This is a genomic window from Arthrobacter sp. AOP29-A2-19, from assembly GCF_058138025.1.
This window is the reverse complement of the sequence record NZ_CM176894.1, coordinates 161,768-178,078: the sequence shown is the minus strand read 5'-3', so window position 1 is coordinate 178,078 and position 16,311 is coordinate 161,768. Positions and strand designations below refer to the sequence as shown.

The following is a 16,311-nucleotide window of genomic DNA, read 5'->3' as shown; positions in this document are numbered from 1 at the left end:
CGCATTAGACATCCCCGCGCGTGCCCGGCGGTGACCTTCAGGGTCCGCGTAACCGGCGCCGCCCGGGCGCCCGGGCGCCGCCGCCGTTATCGCCGATAACGCTTGCGCCGCACTTTGACAAACCACTTCCCTTGGCCGAACGCGCGGCGCACCATGGACCCGTCACAGCCGTTTACCTTCCATCGGGAGACGATTTTCATGAAAGCAATCAAGGCCGGCATCGCTGCGGCGCTGCTGGTTGCCGGGCTCGGACTGACCCCGGCAAGTCCCGCCACCGCGGCCCCCTACTGCGGCATCACGTGGGGTTCCGTGGCGGACCGCGAGGCCGGGATGGCCACCGCGCAGGTCAAGAACGTCCGCACCGGACGCCACGCCTGCTTCGACCGCATGGTCATCGACCTGCGCGGCGACGTGAAGGGCTACGACGTCCGCTACGTCAAGAGCGTGTACACGGAGGGCGAGGGCCGCCGCGTCCCGCTCGCCGGGGCCGCCGACCTCCAGGTCATCGTCCGCGCACCGGCGTACAACTCCGCCGGCCGCGCCACCTACAAGCCGAAAAACCACAAGAAAGTGGTCAACGTCTCCGGATACCGGACGTTCCGCCAAGTCGCCTTCCTCGGGAGCTTCGAGGGCCAGAGCTCGTTCGGGCTCGGCGTGCGCGCCCGGTTGCCGTTCCGCACCATGACGCTCGACGGCCCGGGCAACACCACCATGCTGGTGATCGACGTCGCCCACCGCTGGTAGGCACACCAACCGGTCCAGGCCACCGCGCCTCGGCGCGGTGGCCTCGCCATGCCGCCCCACGCCGGAGGGCGGGAGCATGGCGTGCCTGGGCGCAACAGTGGCGTCACGATACCCCGCCGGACGGGCCACGGCCGGGCGCCTGTGCCACGATGCTGGTATGAACCGTCCCTATAAACAGGTCGATGTCTTCACCTCGGTGCCGTACCGGGGCAACGCCCTTGCCGTCGTCCTGGACGGCGAAGGCCTGGGCGACGCGGACATGTTGCGCTTCGCGAACTGGACCAATCTGGCGGAAACGACGTTCATCCTGCCACCCACCCGGCCGGGCGCGGACTACAGGGTTCGGATCTTCACCACAACCACCGAACTCCCCTTCGCCGGCCATCCCACGCTTGGCACGGCGCACGCGTGGCTCGAGGCCGGGGGCCGGAGCGCACGGCCGGGGGTCCTGGTCCAGGAGTGCGGCGCCGGACTGATAGAGGTGCGGACCGGTTCCGACGCTGGAGACGACACGGGACGTCGATTGGCGCTGAAGGCCCCGCCACTGGTCCGTTCCGGCCCGCTGGAGGAGGACGTGCTCGAGTGGGCGCTCGGCGGCCTCGGATTGCGACCCGAGGACGTGCTGGACCACCAGTGGGTGGCCAACGGCCCGCAGTGGGCCGGCCTGCTGCTCCGCGACGCCGACGCCGTGCTCGCTCTCGAGCCCGACTTCACCGCGCTGGAGGGCCTCGAGGTGGGCGTGATCGGCGCCCACGCGACACCCGGAACCCGGGCAGCCGGCTACGGCGGTGAGGGCCGGCAAAGGCCCAAGGGCGCCCGGGCCGAGCTGGAGCCGCTGCCCGTGCGCCACCGCACCGGCCGGGCCGGCGCCTTCGAGGCCGCCGTGTCCACCGCGCCGGCCGACTACGAGGTCCGCGCCTTCTGCCCGGGCGAGGGGCTGCCGGAGGACCCGGTCACGGGAAGTCTCAACGCGGGGCTGGCGCAGTGGCTGATCCCCGCGGGGCTCGCACCGGAAAACTACACCGTCCGCCAGGGTACCCGGCTGGGCCGGGACGGCCACGTGGAGGTTTCCTCGGACGCCGAAGGGGTGTGGATCGCCGGTCAGGCGGTCACATGCATCGACGGAACTATGCGCTCCCACTGAGGAGTACGCTCTACCGGTGACGACAGACCAGCCAACCACCGCCGCAGACCTCCACGACAAGAAGTCATGGGCCGCCCTTTGGGCTCTTGTTATCGGCTTCTTTATGATCCTCGTCGACTCGACGATCGTCTCCACCGCCATGCCGGCCATCATGGGCGGGCTGAGCACGGACATCAACGGCGTCATCTGGGTCAATAGTTCATACCTCTTGGCGTTCGCGGTCCCGCTGCTGATCACCGGGAGGCTCGGCGACCGCTTCGGCCCGAAGAACATGTACCTCATCGGTCTGTCCGTCTTCACGCTGGCGTCGCTGTGGTGCGGCCTGTCCCCGGACATCGAGACCCTGATCGCCGCCCGCGTGCTCCAGGGTCTCGGGGCGGCGCTTATGAGCCCCCAGACCATGACCTTCATTACCCGGATGTTCCCGGCCAGCCGCCGCGGCGCGGCCATGGGCGTCTGGGGCGCCGTGGCGGGCATCGCGGCGCTGACCGGGCCGCTCCTGGGCGGAGTGCTCGTGGACACGTTGGGCTGGGAGTGGATCTTCTTCGTCAACGTTCCGGTCGGCGTGTTCGCGTTCTACCGCGTATGGGTCAAGGTCCCGCAGCTCGAGCGGCACAGCCACCGGTTCGACCTGCCCGGCGTGGCGCTCTCCGCCGTCGCGATGTTCCTGATCGTCTTCGGCATCCAGGAGGGAAACACCTACGGCTGGGGCGAGATCGCGGGCGGCATCGGCGTCTGGCACGTCATCGGCGCAGGAGTTGTGGTGCTGGCGCTGTTCCTGGCCTGGCAGCGGTTCAACCGCAACGAGCCCCTCCTGCCGCTGGGGCTGTTCCGCGACGCCAACTTCTCGCTCGCCAACGTGGCGATTATGGCCATGGGCCTTGCCATCACGGCCATGAGCTTCCCCATGATCCTCTATCTGCAGTCCGTCCGTGGCCTCTCGCCGACGCTTTCGGCGCTGATGATCGCCCCGATGGCGGTCGTCGCGGGCATCCTCGCGCCGCTGGCGGGGCGCTACGTGAACCGGGTCGACCCCAAGCTGCTGGCCGTCCCCGGCTTCCTGCTCTTCGGCGGCGCGATCGTGGCCTACGGGCTGATCATCGCCCCGGACACCCCGTACTGGGTCCTCCTGCTGCCGCCCGTTGTTATGGGGCTGGGCAGCGCACTCATCTGGCCCTCCGTGTCGCTGACGGCCACCCGCGACCTCGGGCAGGCGGAGGCCGGCGCTGGTTCCGGCGTCTACAACACCACGCGGCAGGTGGGTGCCGTGCTTGGTTCGGCGCTGATCGCCGCGCTGATGGAGGGGCGCATCGCCGCCGAAAGCGCCGCGGCGCTGGCGGCCGGGCAGGGCTCCGCGGCGGGGGTTCCCGCCGTGGCGGGCGAGGGCGCCATGGGGCAGCGGATCCCCGATTTCCTGCATGCGGCGTTCAGCGCGGCGCTGGGACAGTCGCTGCTGCTGCCGGGCCTCGTGGCGGTCGCCGGGGGTATCGTCGCGGTATTCTTCCGGCGGCCCCGCACGGCACCGGCCGCGGAAACCTCCGCCTCCCCGATGGACGCGCAGGGCGATCTCACACAAAAGTGACGGACGCGCAACACTGCCGTGACACCGGCGGGCCAAGCTGGGGACATGAAGAGGCTCACGGGGGCCCCGCGCCCCGGACACGATGCGCACAGGCCGTCGGACCATCCCCTGGCCTGCCCGGACTGCGGCCAGCCGCCGGAGCCTGCACGCTTCCGGCGCACGCTCGGACTGGTCCTGGCCATCCTGCCGGTGGAACTGGCCGTCCACGCCGCCGTCCTTCAGTTGCACCTGCCCCTGCCGCTCAAGGTGCTGCTGCTGACGGTCGCCGCCACCGCGCTGGCCATCTGGGTCGCCGAACCGTCGGCGGCCCGGTTCCTTCGGGGGTTCCTCCACGCGCCGCAGCTGCGCCGCCGGCGGGAGCTCGACGAAGCGCAGGCCCTCTGGCGCCTCCGCTTCTCGCTGCCGGACCGCGCCGGCGCGCTTGAGCGCGTCACCCACGAACTCGCCGTGGTGGACGCCAACATCCTGGCCATTCACGTCCACCCGCTCGGCGGGGAGTCGTCGGCCGTCCTGGACGAACTCGTGGTCTCGGCCCCGGCCGGGCTCGGCGAGCGGGACTTGTTGGACGCGCTGAGGACCGCGGGAGCGCACGAGGGCGCGGCCTGGCCCACGACCCCCATGGCCCTGGCCGACGCTCAGACCCGCAGCCTCGGCCTGGCCGCGCGGGTGGCCGCGGAACCGGAGTCCATCGCGGAGGCGCTGTCCGAGCTGTTGGGGGCCACCATCCACTGCGGCGGAACCGCGATCAACGTCTCCCGCACGGGCGGTCCCAACGGCGTGCCGGAGACCGCTCCCACGGCCGCGGACAAGGCGGCGGGCACGGTCCTGCGGCTCCCGACGGCGTCCGGGGCGCCGCTCATCGCGCACCGGCCCGGCGAACCCTTCACCCCCGCGGAGTCCGCCCGCGCCCACCGGCTCGCCGAGTTGGCCGAGGCGGTGGAGGTCAGCCGCGCGCGGCGCGGCTAACGGCCCGTGCTACATTCACCGGCATGACCGCCACGCCACCGTCCGCGATTCCCGACGCCGCCCTGCGCCTCCTCGTGGAACAGGGATTCGACGCCACGAGCGTGGACCAGTTGGCCGCCGCCGCCGGCATCAGCCGGAGCACCTTCTTCCGCCGCTTCGGCACCAAGGAGGACATGGTCTTCGCGGACATGGAGTCCGTGATCTCCCTGGTCGAGCACGTGCTCGCGGGAGGGCGGGACTCTCCCCGGGACGCCGTCGTCGACGCGGCGATGGCAGTGTTCGACCACCACACCTCGCGCCCGGAGGCCTCCCTGCTCCGCCATCGCCTCCTCCAGGAGGTGCCCGCCCTGCGGGACAGGGAACTGGTCAGCACACACCGCTACGAGCGCACGTTCCGCCGCGGCCTGGACGCCTCGGACGGGGACGGTTCGCAGGCCGGCGGCGGCACCGCGTCGGTTGCGTTCGCGGCCGCCGTCGTGGCCGTGCACAATGCCTTCCTGCGCCGCTGGCTCCGCGACCAGGACGGCGCCATCCGCGGCGAACTCGAGCGCGAACTGCGGGGCCTCGCGCGCCTGTTCGGTCCGCGCCTTGCGGGCCGCGCGCCCGCGGCGGGCGCGATACCCCGCGCGGCCGCCGCCCCGGCCGGGCCAGCCGTCGTGGTGACCGTGCTTGACCCGGGCGCACGCCCGGAAGACATCCTGGCGGCGGTGCGCGAGGCCCTCCCCCGCCACTGAGGCCACCGAGCGGGGCGGCGTCGCGGCGCGCACTCTACGTGACACTGAGGTTCTTGACGTGAACCGCAGTTTCAATCATGCTGTGTGGAGCCCACCACGCCCGTGTGCCGGCGCCCGTCGACGGCGTCGTGGACGCGGCTTCCCGAAGGACTCCCATGGCCCCGCTGAACCCGACCGCCACCGACCTCGACGACCTGGCCCAAGAGGCCGCCTCGCCCGTGCGCGAAGACGCCTTCCCGCACGGAGTGGAGGAGCCGGAGTACGAACTGTGGGGCGAGGTCGACGTGGACCCGGCCGGCCTGTTCGGCGCCGTGCCCGAGGCCGACCGGGCCTACTGGGACCGGGCACGCAGGTTCTCCCTGGATGAGGTCCGCCCCGTCATCGACGCCTATTGGAACGCGGCCGACTACCCCTTCGCACTGGCCACGCGGCTCGGCGAACTGGACCTGCTGCGGGACGGAATCGATGTGGCGGGCTACCCCGCGATGAGCACGCTGGCCGCCGGGCTGGTCAACATGGAGCTGTCCCGGGGCGACGGCTCTGTGGGAACGATCGGCGCCGTGCAGGCCGGGCTTGCCCTCCGCTCCGTCGCGATGTGCGGCTCACCCGATCAGGTCGCCGAGTGGGTGCCGAAACTGGCGACCGCCGAGGTCCTGGGCGCGTTCGCGCTCACCGAGCCCACCCACGGCTCCGACTCGGTGTCGCTGGAGACCCGCGCCACCCGCGTCGACGGGGGCTACTTGCTCAACGGCGAGAAGAAGTGGATCGGCAACGGCTCCACCGGCGGCGTGACGATCGTGTGGGCCCGGGACGACGAGGGCAACGTCCGCGGCTTTATTGTCCCGCAGGAGTCCGAGGGCTACACCGGAACCACCATCGAGGGAAAGCTGAGCCTGCGCGCCATTTGGCAGGCCCACATTCGGCTGGAGAACGTCTTCGTTCCGGACGCCAACGTTATGCCCGGGGCCAACTCGTTCAAGGACACCGCCAAGGTCCTCTTCGCCACCCGGCTGGGCGTCGCGTGGTCCGCCGTCGGGCACGCCACCGCCTGCTACGAGACCGCCGTGCAGTACGCGTCGCAGCGTATCCAGTTCGGCCGGCCGCTCGCGGCGTCGCAGATCGTCCAGGAGCGGCTGGCACGCATGCACTCCGAGCTGGCCACGATGCAGCTGATGGTCACACAGATGACCGCCCTCGAGGAGCGCGGCCAGCTCAGCCCCGTGCAGGCCTCCCTGGCGAAGTACACGTGCACGCGCACGGCGCGCCAGATCGCCTCGAACGCCCGGGACCTGCTGGGCGGAAACGGGATTCTGCTGCGGAACCGCATCGCCCGCCACATCGCGGACATCGAGGCCATCCACACCTACGAGGGCACGGAGACCGTCCAGGCGCTGATCATCGGCCGGTCCATCACCGGCCTGTCCGCCTTCGCCGGCTAAGCGGGGCGGCCGCTTTCGAGCGGCCGTCGCGGCACAGAATTCAGCAGGAGCCACGCAGGAAGGGAACCAGGTGCTCGAGGACGTCGCCCGAAGGATGCAGCGTCCCCGCGTGCGTGCGCCCCGGCAACTCGACGAAGCGGGCGTTCGGCATCACGGTGGCCGCGTGGCGGGACTCCTCCAGCCGCGCGGGATCCCGGGTCCCGGCCATGAGCAGCGCCGGCATGGTCAGCTGGTGGAGCAGCGGTTCGGAGAGTCCCGGCGCCGCCTCCGTCGCCTCGAAGTAGGCCCCGAGGGCCAGCGGGTCGTTGGCGAGGAACGCGGCGCGGGTGGCCGGATCGACGTCGCGGCCGGCGGCGACCATCCCCTCGACGAACCCGGGCATCCCCCCGTCGCGCAGGGCCTCGGCGTAACCGTCGAAGAAAACCTTCGCGACCTGCCCTGCCTGCGGTCGGTACGCCCCGCCCAGGGTGGCCAGCCGCTCCACGCGCCCCGGCGCGGAGGCGGCGAGCGCAAAGCCGACCCGGGCTCCGAACGAGTATCCGACGACGGACGCCCGGTCCAGGCCCGCGGCGTCCATCACGGCGAGCACGTCGCCGGCGACGAGCCGCATGGCGTACGCCCCGGCGTCGTGCGGCTTGTCGCTTCGCCCGTGTCCGCGCAAATCAATCCGGACCAGGGTGTGGGCGTCCGCGAGCGCCCCCACGTAGCCGAGCCCGCGCCAGATGGCGCGCGAGAGGGCCGAGCCGTGCAGCAGCACGACGGCGGGGCCCTCGCCCGTCGCGTCGAAGGAGATGCGGGTTCCGTCGATCGGGTTCAGTGCTTCAGCCACCCGCCTAGACTACCGACCGCGCCGGCGACCGCCGGGCACTGCGGCACACCGATGGAGGCAACACCATGACCGACAACACTCCCGTGATCCTCGCCGGCGCGCGCACGCCCTTTGGGAAGTTCCGCGGCGGGCTTGCCCCGCTCAGCGCAACGGAGCTCGGCAGCCACGCGATCCGCCATGCCCTGGAGCGCGCGGGCGTCGCGCCGGAGCGGATCGGACACGTGATCGTCGGGCAGGTCATCCTCGCCGGGTCCGGGCAGGGCCCGGCACGCCAGGCCGCCCTCGGTGCCGGGATCGGCTGGAACGTGCCCACCGTGACCATCAACAAGCTGTGCCTGTCCGGCCTCACAGCGGTCATCGACGCGGCCCGGATGATCCGTGCCGGGGAGGCTGACTTCATCGTGGCCGCCGGCCAGGAGTCCATGACCAACGCGCCGCACCTGGTGAAGGGAATGCGCGGGGGTGTGGCGCTCGGTGACGCGCCCATGCTCGATTCGCTCAACCACGACGGTCTGCACGACCCCGTGTCCGGCGAACTGATGGGCGGAGCCACGGACCGCGGCAACGCCGAGCGCGGGATCGGGAGGCGGGAGCAGGACGAGGTGGCCGCGCGCTCCCACCAGCGCGCCGCGGCCGCCCGTCCGCTCTTGTCGGAGGAGATTGCGCCGATCGAGGTTCCGCAGCGCCGTGGGGAGCCCGTGCTCCTCGCGGAAGACGAAGGCATCCGCGAGGACACCTCCGTGGAGCGGCTGGCGGCGCTGCGTCCCGTGTTCTCCAAGGACCCGGGCGCGACCATCACGGCGGGCTCCAGTTCCCCGCTCTCGGACGGGGCGGCCGCCCTGGTCGTGGCCCGCAAGGGCGCCGCCATCGAGACCGGGCTCGAGTGGCTGTGCGAGGTGGGCGCCCACGGCCAGACCGCCGGGCCCGACGGGCAACTGCACTCCCAGCCGAGCGACTCCATCCTTGCGGCGCTGGCGAAGGAGGGGCTCTCGCCCGCGGACTTGAACCTGATCGAGATCAACGAGGCGTTCGCCTCCGTGGTGCTGCAGTCCGCGAAGGACCTCGGCGTGGATCCGGCGGCGATCAATCTCGACGGCGGGGCGATCGCCCTGGGGCATCCCGTGGGAGCGTCGGGAGCCAGGCTCGCGCTGCACCAGGCCCTCGCGCTCAGGCGTCGCGGCGGCGGCATCGGCGTCGTGGCGCTGTGCGGGGGCGGCGGGCAGGGCGACGCACTGATTCTCAAAGCCTGAAAAGTGCTCACCCAGGCGGGCTAATGTGGCGCCAAGGGGGCCGTGTAACCCAGTGTTTCACTGTATTCACACGGCGTTCCGACCCATTTCTCAGGCAACGCCAAGCTTCGATTCCTAGAGTCGTAGATACCTCATGAAGGTGCGAGTGATGAAGAGCACCGACCGGAGCCACGGCTATCCCCCCAACTGCCGTCCGGTCGGTGCTCGCCCCTTTTAAGTGTGGAAGTTCCCCCGGACGCCGATTGCGCACGGCACCTCCCCGCATTCCTCGACAGGCCACGTCTGCGGCGGGAGACTGGAGTCGGTAGATCCGCCCCAATCCAGGAGGAATGCACCATGAGCCATTCGATCGACGGCACCCCGGCCGAGGATCTCCCCACGCCGTCCCCCCACGAGCGTCCCGGGGCCGGGAAGCCCGACGCCGAGAAGACCGACGCGGAAAAGCTCGCCGGAGAAACGGCCGCGATGAAGCACGACCATGAGGAGGAGATGGTGGAGGAGTGGGAGGACGAGTCCTTCCCCGCCTCCGATCCGCCGTCGAACTACTAGCGGAATCCGCACACACGATGCTCCGATGCGGCGCACAGCAAGCTCCAAGAATCGGCCCCTAGGCTGAGACCACCTTCTCAAGGTGCGAGTGATCAGGAGCACCGGTTGTAGCGGCTTTTATAGCCTCCTTGTCCGCTACGACCGGTGCTTCATTCGTTAACGCCCGGTCAGGGCGCCTCAACGTAGCATTGCTGGTGACCCCCGCCACCGAACATCCTGGAGGCCACCTTGGCTGACGACGTCCGCTTCCCCCGCGTCCCCGAATCGCACCGCCCCTACGCGGCCGCGGAAGACCGCTACGACCACTTCGGCTATCGCCGCGTCGGGACCTCCGGGCTGTTGCTGCCGCCGGTGAGCCTGGGCCTCTGGTGGAACTTCGGCGACAACCGGCCGTTCGACACCCAGCGCGAGATCCTTCGCCACGCGTTCGACCGCGGCATCACGCACTTCGACCTCGCGAACAACTACGGCCCGCCGTACGGCTCGGCGGAGGAGAACTTCGGCCGCATGATGCGGACCGACTTCAAGCCCTACCGCGACGAGCTCATTGTCTCGTCCAAGGCGGGCTGGGACATGTGGCCCGGCCCCTACGGAAACAACGGCTCGCGGAAGTACATCACCGCCTCGGCCGACGCGTCCCTTCAGCGAATGGGGCTGGAGTACGTGGACATCTTCTACTCGCACCGTCCGGACCCGGAGACGCCCATCGAGGAGACCGTCGACGCGCTGGACCGCCTCGTCCGCCAGGGCAAGGCCAACTACGTCGGCATCTCCTCCTATTCGCCGGAGCGCACGGAGGCGGCAGTCAAAGTGGCACGGGAGCTGGGAACGCCTCTGGTGATCCACCAGCCGTCCTACTCGCTGCTCAACCGCTGGGTGGAGGACGGACTTCTGGAGACGCTCGCCGCGAACGGGATGGGATCGATCGCCTTCACTCCTCTGGCCCAGGGCCTGCTGACAAACAAGTACCTGGACAACGACGACGCCGTTCCCGCCGGAGGGCGCACGTCCCTCTCCGGGCTCAACGCCGAGAACCTCCGCAAGGTCCGCGATCTGGCGGCCCTGGCCGGCGAGCGCGGCCAGTCCCTGGCGCAGCTCGCCATCGCCTGGCTGCTGCGCGACGGCGGCGTCACCTCCGTTCTCCTCGGGGCCTCCTCCACGGCGCAGTTGGACGAGAACCTCGGAGCCCTGGCCAACACGGAGTTCACGGACGGGGAACTGCGGCGCATCGACGCCATCACCACGGACGTGGCGGAGGTCGACCTGTGGCGGAGCCAGTCGGAGAGGTAGCCAGATAGGAACATGACGACGCCCCGTCCCACACGTCCGTTTGGGGCGGGGCGCCGTCGTCAACAAGTCGCTAGGACGGCGACACGACGTCGCGTTCCCACTCCTCGGCGACCCGGAGCAGCAGGGACTGGAAGGCGACCTCGGCCGGCGCGCGCACCCTGTCGTGCCGCTGCGCCAACACAACCCGCCGGGAGGGTGCGCTGTCGCCGAGCCGCAGGACACGCACCCCGGGGTGCTGGATGACCACGGCGCTCAGCGGCGCCAGGGCGATGCCCAGGCCCACGCTCACCATGGCCTGCGCCTCCTGGTAGTCGTTGGCCTGGAATGAGATCAGTGGCGAGAAGCCCGCCGCGTTGCACGAGCGCTGCAGGACCTCCCCCACCGGGTGGTTGTCCGCCCTCACGATCCACTGCTCGGCGCCCAGCTCTGCCATCTCCACCTGACCGCGGTCCGCCAGCGCATGCTGTGCGCCCACGACCAGGACCGTCGGCTCCTCGAAGACCGGCAGGAGATCGAACTGCTTGGGATCCAACGGATTCCAGGCGTACTCCCAGAGGAGGCTGAGCCCGAGGTCGCCCCGGGCGAGCAGGTCCAGCAGCCCGTCGAGCCGGCTGCTGGTCACGTGCAGCGCGATGGCCGGATACTGGCTGCGGAACCGGCTGATCACGAGCGGCAGGAACGAGCCGCCCAACGTGGGAAAGGTTCCCAGGTTCAGGCTCCCGCCATCCAGCGCCGACAGCTGGGCAAGGTCGGCAACCGCGGCATCCATCTGGCGCAGGATGGTCCGGGCGTGGCCGGCGAGCACGTGGCCCGCGTCGGTGGGGACCATGCCGCGGGCCCGGCGGCGCAACAGCGGTTGGCCGACCTCGTCCTCCAGTTTCCGGAGCTGCTGGGACACCGCCGAGGGCGTGTAGAAGAGCTCGTCCGCGGCGGCGCTCACCGATCCGGTCTCGACCACCTTGAGCAGTACCTGGAGTCTTTTGACGTCCAGCATTAAACCTCCTTGTAGTGGCGCTTCAACCCATTGAAGCCCGCGGAACCCGCACTTCATTCGCCGATCGCCGCCGAGCGGGCGGCCCAGTGCCGGCGGGAACCTGGCAGCCGTTCGGGCACCATCCGCTCGCCGCCGCAAATGGATGAAGCATTGCTACATGGCACTCTACTTACTGTAACTAGTAATTCAATCATTGCGGCATCACCATCGATAGGGAGACAGTGCCGGGCGTCACACCGGCAGAAGACCTTGTATCGACTTGGACGGCAGATGAAAACAACAACCCATTCGGTTCCCGCGGTGTGGATGCGGGGCGGAACCAGCAAGTGCTGGGTCTTCGAGCGCCACGCCCTCGACATCCCCGGCTACACGCTCGACGAGACGCTCCTGCGACTCTTCGGGAGCCCCGATCCGCGCCAGGTGGACGGCGTCGGGGGCGGCACCTCGACCACGAGCAAGGCCGTCATCCTCTCCCGGTCGGCGGACCCGGACGTGGACGTGGAATACACGTTCGCCCAGGTGGGCATCGAAGAGGGCACGGTCGACTGGGGCAGCAACTGCGGAAACTGCTCCGCCGTCGTGGCTCCGTTCGCGCTGGAGAAGGGGTGGGTGCCGGCACACGGCGCCGAGACGCTCGTCCGCACGCGCAACACCAACACGGGCCAGCTGATCCTGCAGCGCGTCGCGACCCCGGGCGGCCGCTGGGATCCCCAACTGGACACGACCATCCCGGGCGTCCCTTTCCCGGGCACCGCCGTCGGGCTCGGATTCGTCGATCCGGCGGGGCGCACCACGGGCGCGCTTCTCCCCACGGGCAACGGCACGGACATCCTCTCCGTACGGGGCGCCAGAATCGAGGCAACATTGCTCGACGCCGGCGCGCCGCTGGTCATCGTCTCGTCGGAAACGGCGGGGCTGGGCGGGATCCCGTTCGCCAACTGGCAGGTCGAGGTCCTTCCCGAACTGGAGCGCCTCGATGCCATCCGCCGCGCCGCCGCCGTCGTGATGGGGCTCGCGGCGACCCCCGAAGGCGCGGAACGCGCGGTCCCGAAGCTTGCGATCGCCTCGCCCGTCGACGCAACGGCTGGCGCGGACGACGGCGCCGCGGTGCAGGTCATGATGCTCTCGATGGGCAACCCGCACCCCGCGCTGGCGATCACCGGTAGCGTCGGGTTGACCATGGCGGCCGGCACGCCGGACACGGTCGTCCAGCGCGCCCTGGCCACGCCCGCGGGCCCGGACCTGCACATCCGAACCCCGGCCGGCATCGTGTCCACGTGGCGGCGCACCGTCGAGGCCAAGGACGTCGTCGGCTCCACGCGGACCGCCCGCGTGCTGGCCCGCGCCGACCTTCCCCTGCCCGGGCGCGTAGCCGCCGCACCGGATCTCCAGTCCGCGTCCCGTGGCTACGCGCCCGCCTCTCCGGACGCCGCGGTGCCGGCGGACACCGCGCTGGCCAAGCTTCGGCTGCATGCCGATCCGCCGCAACACTCGCGCCGCACCGTCCTCGCGGCCGTGGGCCTCTTCGCCGCGCTGGGACTGGGCACCACCGTCTTCGGCGGGAGCCTGCTGAATCCGCCCGCCACCACCGAGGACGGCGACTTCGCCGGCGAGACCATCCAGCTCACCATCCCGCTCGCCGAGGGTGGCGGCACGGACACGTGGGCCCGCTTCATCGGCTCGGAGTTGGTGCACTTCGTGCCCGGCGTCCCCGGGTTCGCACCGACCAACGAGGCCGGAGGCGAGGGAATCACCGGCTCCAACCACTTCGCGACGTCCGCCCGCGACAACGGCACGGAGATCCTGGTCAGCACGGCCAGCACGGTGGTCCCGTGGGTGCTCGGCCGCGACGCGGTGAAGTACTCCTTCGACGAACTCACCCCCGTCCTGGTCAATGGCACCGGCGGCGTCATCTACGGCCGCACCGACGCCGGCGTCGAGGGACTGAAGGACCTGGTCGACCGCGACAAGCCGCTGGTCTTCGGCGGCATCAGCGCCACCGGGCTGGACCTGACCACGCTTGTGGCGTTCGACCTCCTCGAGGCCGAAACCACCGCCACCTTCGGATTCGAGGGGCGCGGCCCGGTCAACCTGGCGCTGCAGCGCGGCGAGGTCGACATCGACTACACGACCACAAGCTCGTACGCCTCCGCGGTGAAGGGGATCGCCGAAGAGGGCAAGGCCACCGTCCTGATGTCCTTCGGGCAGCTCGACGCCGACGGCAACGTGGCGAGGGACCCGAACTTCCCCGACGTTCCGACCGTCGTGGAGGCCTACAAGGAGATCCACGGCTCCGAGCCAGCGGGCGAGAAGCTCGAGGCCTACAAGACGCTCCTCGGCCTGACCTACACCTACCAGAAGGGGCTTTGGGTCCCCGCGGGCACCCCCGAGAAGGCGGTCGGCCTGCTCCGCGATTCCGCCCACGAGATGTCCGAGAACACCGACTTCAACGCCAGGGCCGACACGATCCTGGGCGGCTACCCGATCTCCGCCGACGAAAAGCTCCAGCAGCGCGTCTCCGAGGCCTACACCGTCACCGACAGCACCCGCCAGTACGTGCAGCGCCTGCTGCACGACACCTACGACATCAGCGTCGACTAAGGAACCATCATGCTTGATTCAGCCATGGCCGCATTGGCCTCCCTGGCGGACCCGTCACTCTTGATCATGCTCCTCGTCGGAGTGGTCGCGGGACTCGTTATGGGCCTCATCCCGGGTCTCGGCGGCACCGGCGCCGTCGCCATCCTCCTGCCCGTCACCTTCGGCATGGAGCCCGCCTCCGCCCTGGCCCTCCTCATCGGGGCCCTGGCGGTCGTCCACACCTCGGACACCGTGTCCGCCGTCCTGCTCGGAGCCCCCGGCTCCGCGTCGGCGTCCGTCACGATGCTCGACGGCTACTCGATGGCCCGGAAGGGCCAGGCGAAACGCGCCCTGAGCCTCGCCTTCCTCTCCTCCATGGCGGGCGGCGTCATCGGCGCGGTGGGCCTCACGCTCGCCATTCCGCTCGCGCGCCCGCTCGTCCTCTCCTTCGCCAGCCCCGAGCTCTTTATGCTCACGGTGCTCGGCGTGGCCCTCGCCGCCGTCCTCTCCCGCGGCAACGTCGTCAAGGGTCTTGTGGCCGGCATGCTCGGGCTCCTGCTCGGCATGATGGGCACCTCCCCGACGACGGCCGAGGAGCGTTTCACGTTCGGCAGCCTCTTCCTCGGCGACGGGCTCTCCCTCGTGGCCGTGGCCCTGGGCATCTTCGGACTCGCCGAAATCGCCTCCCGCGCCAGCCAGCGCCGGGGCGATGACGCGCCCATCGAGGTCACCGGCGGCTGGGGGTCCGGCATCCGCGAATGGTTCACCCACTGGTCGCAGGTCATCCGCGGCGCGCTCATCGGCATCTGGGCGGGCATACTCCCCGGCGTCGGGGCCACGGCGGGCACGTGGCTGGCCTACGGCCAGGCCGTCGCCACCGCCAAGGACAAGCGCAAATTCGGCAAGGGCGATCCGCGCGGGATCGTGGGCCCGGAAAGCGCCAACAACTCCGTCGAAGCCGGCGACCTGATCCCCACGCTGCTGTTCGGGATCCCGGGCGGCGTCCCGTCGGCCATGCTGTTGGGCATGTTGCTCACCTACGGCATCCAGCCGGGGCCCGCCATCATCAGCGAACACCTGGACCTGATGTACCTGATCGTCTGGTCGTTCGCGATCGCCTCGGTGCTGGGCGCCCTGTTCTGCTTCCTCGCCGTGCGGCCGCTGTCCTCGCTCACGAAGGTCCCGTTCGCGGTCCTCTCCGCGGGCCTGATCGCCATCATGCTGCTCGGCGCCTTCCAGGAGGGTGGCCAGCTCGGCGACCTCTGGGTCATGGTCCTGCTCGGCGTCGCCGGCTGGGTCCTGAAGTCCACGGGCTTCCCCCGGGCGCCGTTCCTGATCGGGTTCGTCTTGGCCATCCCGCTGGAGCGCTACTACTTCCTCACGGACAGCCTGTACGAGGGCTTCGAATGGATGTTGCGCCCGGGAACCCTGGTGTTCATCGCCATCCTCGTCCTGCCGATCATGTGGAACGTCTTCAAGTGGTTCCGTGCCCGCAGGCGCATGGACCGCGACGACGATTCGGCCTTCGAGTCCGCGGCCGATTCCGACGCCCCGCTGAAGAACACGTCCTGGTCGCTCGGCGCCGCGGCGGCGGCCCTGCTGGTGTTCGTCGGCTCGCTCGTCCTCTCGGCACAGTTCTCCCCCGAGGCGCGGCTGGTCCCCCAGCTGGTCGGGTGGGCCGGGCTACTGCTCGCGGCGGCGCTCCTCATCCAAGAGGTTCGGGTGCGGCGCCAACGGCGCTCCGGCAACGGCACGGCCGCGGGCGCACCCCGCGCCGAAGGCGGCGCCCCCGCGCCGGGACCGGTTCCGGGAACGACGCCGGCCGGGCCGCCTACGGCAGCGGCGACCGGAGCGCCCGGCGTCGTGACCACGGCTCCCGCGACAGCGACAGCGACAGCGACAGCGACAGCGACAGACACGATGGAACCAGCCGCCGCGCCGGCGCCGTCGGACACCCGCTTCGCATTCAAGACCTTCGCCTGGATGGCGGGATTCCTGGTCCTCACGGCAGCGCTCGGCTACATCGCGGCGGTCATGGTCTTTGTGCCGGCATTCCTGCTGGTCGTGGCGAGGGCACGAACCAAGACAACCCTCATCTACACGGGCATCCTCTACGTCGTGCTGCTGTTGCTCCCCACGCTGCTGCCGATCGACCTGCCGCAGGGCTGGCTCGGCCGGCTTGTGTCCTAGCCCCACCCCACCAAGGAGAA

General features: G+C 70.4%; 13 protein-coding genes. 11 read left to right on the top strand and 2 right to left on the bottom strand.

Annotated features, from left to right (window positions below; genetic code table 11):
* Nucleotides 1-198: 198 nt before the first annotated feature.
* The 6 genes from AC3ZJJ_RS00810 (at nt 199) to AC3ZJJ_RS00785 (ending at nt 6,609) form a co-directional block, all read left to right on the top strand.
* Nucleotides 199-744 carry an AMIN-like domain-containing (lipo)protein gene (locus tag AC3ZJJ_RS00810; RefSeq protein WP_489893379.1) on the top strand — a complete coding sequence of 182 codons (546 nt, stop codon included), beginning with the start codon at nt 199-201 and terminating at the stop codon, nt 742-744.
* A gap of 157 nt (nt 745-901) precedes the next feature.
* The gene (locus AC3ZJJ_RS00805) at nt 902-1,888 is read left to right on the top strand and encodes a PhzF family phenazine biosynthesis protein (protein WP_489893378.1); all 987 of its coding nucleotides are present in this window, start codon (nt 902-904) and stop codon (nt 1,886-1,888) included.
* Nucleotides 1,889-1,991: 103 nt separating this feature from the next.
* Nucleotides 1,992-3,470 (top strand): DHA2 family efflux MFS transporter permease subunit, encoded by a 1,479-nt coding sequence (locus AC3ZJJ_RS00800; RefSeq protein WP_489895905.1) that lies wholly within the window; start codon nt 1,992-1,994, stop codon nt 3,468-3,470.
* 45 nt (nt 3,471-3,515) lie between these two features.
* On the top strand, nt 3,516-4,436 hold the full coding sequence (locus tag AC3ZJJ_RS00795) for an amino acid-binding protein (RefSeq protein WP_489893377.1): 921 nt from the start codon (nt 3,516-3,518) through the stop codon (nt 4,434-4,436).
* Between the two features lie 23 nt (nt 4,437-4,459).
* Complete coding sequence (locus AC3ZJJ_RS00790; protein WP_489893376.1) at nt 4,460-5,170, top strand: TetR family transcriptional regulator; 711 nt, start codon at nt 4,460-4,462, stop codon at nt 5,168-5,170.
* A gap of 155 nt (nt 5,171-5,325) precedes the next feature.
* Nucleotides 5,326-6,609 (top strand): acyl-CoA dehydrogenase family protein, encoded by a 1,284-nt coding sequence (locus tag AC3ZJJ_RS00785; RefSeq protein WP_489893375.1) that lies wholly within the window; start codon nt 5,326-5,328, stop codon nt 6,607-6,609.
* 40 nt (nt 6,610-6,649) lie between these two features.
* On the opposite strand, the gene AC3ZJJ_RS00780 is transcribed toward AC3ZJJ_RS00785, so the two are convergent.
* Complete coding sequence (locus AC3ZJJ_RS00780; RefSeq protein ID WP_489893374.1) at nt 6,650-7,438, bottom strand: alpha/beta fold hydrolase; 789 nt, start codon at nt 7,436-7,438, stop codon at nt 6,650-6,652.
* Between the two features lie 65 nt (nt 7,439-7,503).
* On the opposite strand from AC3ZJJ_RS00780, the gene AC3ZJJ_RS00775 reads away from it, so the two are divergent.
* The 3 genes from AC3ZJJ_RS00775 to AC3ZJJ_RS00765 all read left to right on the top strand — a co-directional run bounded on the left by AC3ZJJ_RS00775 (nt 7,504) and on the right by AC3ZJJ_RS00765 (nt 10,527).
* The gene (locus AC3ZJJ_RS00775; RefSeq protein WP_489893373.1) at nt 7,504-8,688 is read left to right on the top strand and encodes an acetyl-CoA C-acetyltransferase; all 1,185 of its coding nucleotides are present in this window, start codon (nt 7,504-7,506) and stop codon (nt 8,686-8,688) included.
* 336 nt (nt 8,689-9,024) lie between these two features.
* Nucleotides 9,025-9,237, top strand: a complete 213-nt coding sequence (locus AC3ZJJ_RS00770) for a hypothetical protein (RefSeq protein ID WP_489893372.1) — start codon at nt 9,025-9,027, stop codon at nt 9,235-9,237.
* Nucleotides 9,238-9,465: 228 nt separating this feature from the next.
* Nucleotides 9,466-10,527 carry an aldo/keto reductase gene (locus AC3ZJJ_RS00765; RefSeq protein WP_489893371.1) on the top strand — a complete coding sequence of 354 codons (1,062 nt, stop codon included), beginning with the start codon at nt 9,466-9,468 and terminating at the stop codon, nt 10,525-10,527.
* Between the two features lie 70 nt (nt 10,528-10,597).
* On the opposite strand, the gene AC3ZJJ_RS00760 is transcribed toward AC3ZJJ_RS00765, so the two are convergent.
* The gene (locus AC3ZJJ_RS00760) at nt 10,598-11,521 is read right to left on the bottom strand and encodes a LysR family transcriptional regulator (RefSeq protein ID WP_489893370.1); all 924 of its coding nucleotides are present in this window, start codon (nt 11,519-11,521) and stop codon (nt 10,598-10,600) included.
* 270 nt (nt 11,522-11,791) lie between these two features.
* On the opposite strand from AC3ZJJ_RS00760, the gene AC3ZJJ_RS00755 reads away from it, so the two are divergent.
* Together AC3ZJJ_RS00755 and AC3ZJJ_RS00750 are read left to right on the top strand one after the other, a co-directional pair.
* Complete coding sequence (locus AC3ZJJ_RS00755; protein ID WP_489893369.1) at nt 11,792-14,122, top strand: PrpF domain-containing protein; 2,331 nt, start codon at nt 11,792-11,794, stop codon at nt 14,120-14,122.
* 9 nt (nt 14,123-14,131) lie between these two features.
* Nucleotides 14,132-16,291 carry a tripartite tricarboxylate transporter permease gene (locus tag AC3ZJJ_RS00750; RefSeq protein ID WP_489893368.1) on the top strand — a complete coding sequence of 720 codons (2,160 nt, stop codon included), beginning with the start codon at nt 14,132-14,134 and terminating at the stop codon, nt 16,289-16,291.
* Nucleotides 16,292-16,311: the final 20 nt, after the last annotated feature.

Coding starts and splice junctions, on each gene's coding strand:
- AC3ZJJ_RS00800 (WP_489895905.1), top strand. CDS start 1,992: ATGATCCTCGTCGACTCGACGATCGTCTCCACCGCCATGCCGGCCATC.
- AC3ZJJ_RS00805 (WP_489893378.1), top strand. CDS start 902: ATGAACCGTCCCTATAAACAGGTCGATGTCTTCACCTCGGTGCCGTAC.
- AC3ZJJ_RS00790 (WP_489893376.1), top strand. CDS start 4,460: ATGACCGCCACGCCACCGTCCGCGATTCCCGACGCCGCCCTGCGCCTC.
- AC3ZJJ_RS00760 (WP_489893370.1), bottom strand. CDS start 11,521: ATGCTGGACGTCAAAAGACTCCAGGTACTGCTCAAGGTGGTCGAGACC.
- AC3ZJJ_RS00750 (WP_489893368.1), top strand. CDS start 14,132: ATGCTTGATTCAGCCATGGCCGCATTGGCCTCCCTGGCGGACCCGTCA.
- AC3ZJJ_RS00785 (WP_489893375.1), top strand. CDS start 5,326: ATGGCCCCGCTGAACCCGACCGCCACCGACCTCGACGACCTGGCCCAA.
- AC3ZJJ_RS00770 (WP_489893372.1), top strand. CDS start 9,025: ATGAGCCATTCGATCGACGGCACCCCGGCCGAGGATCTCCCCACGCCG.
- AC3ZJJ_RS00755 (WP_489893369.1), top strand. CDS start 11,792: ATGAAAACAACAACCCATTCGGTTCCCGCGGTGTGGATGCGGGGCGGA.
- AC3ZJJ_RS00775 (WP_489893373.1), top strand. CDS start 7,504: ATGACCGACAACACTCCCGTGATCCTCGCCGGCGCGCGCACGCCCTTT.
- AC3ZJJ_RS00810 (WP_489893379.1), top strand. CDS start 199: ATGAAAGCAATCAAGGCCGGCATCGCTGCGGCGCTGCTGGTTGCCGGG.
- AC3ZJJ_RS00795 (WP_489893377.1), top strand. CDS start 3,516: ATGAAGAGGCTCACGGGGGCCCCGCGCCCCGGACACGATGCGCACAGG.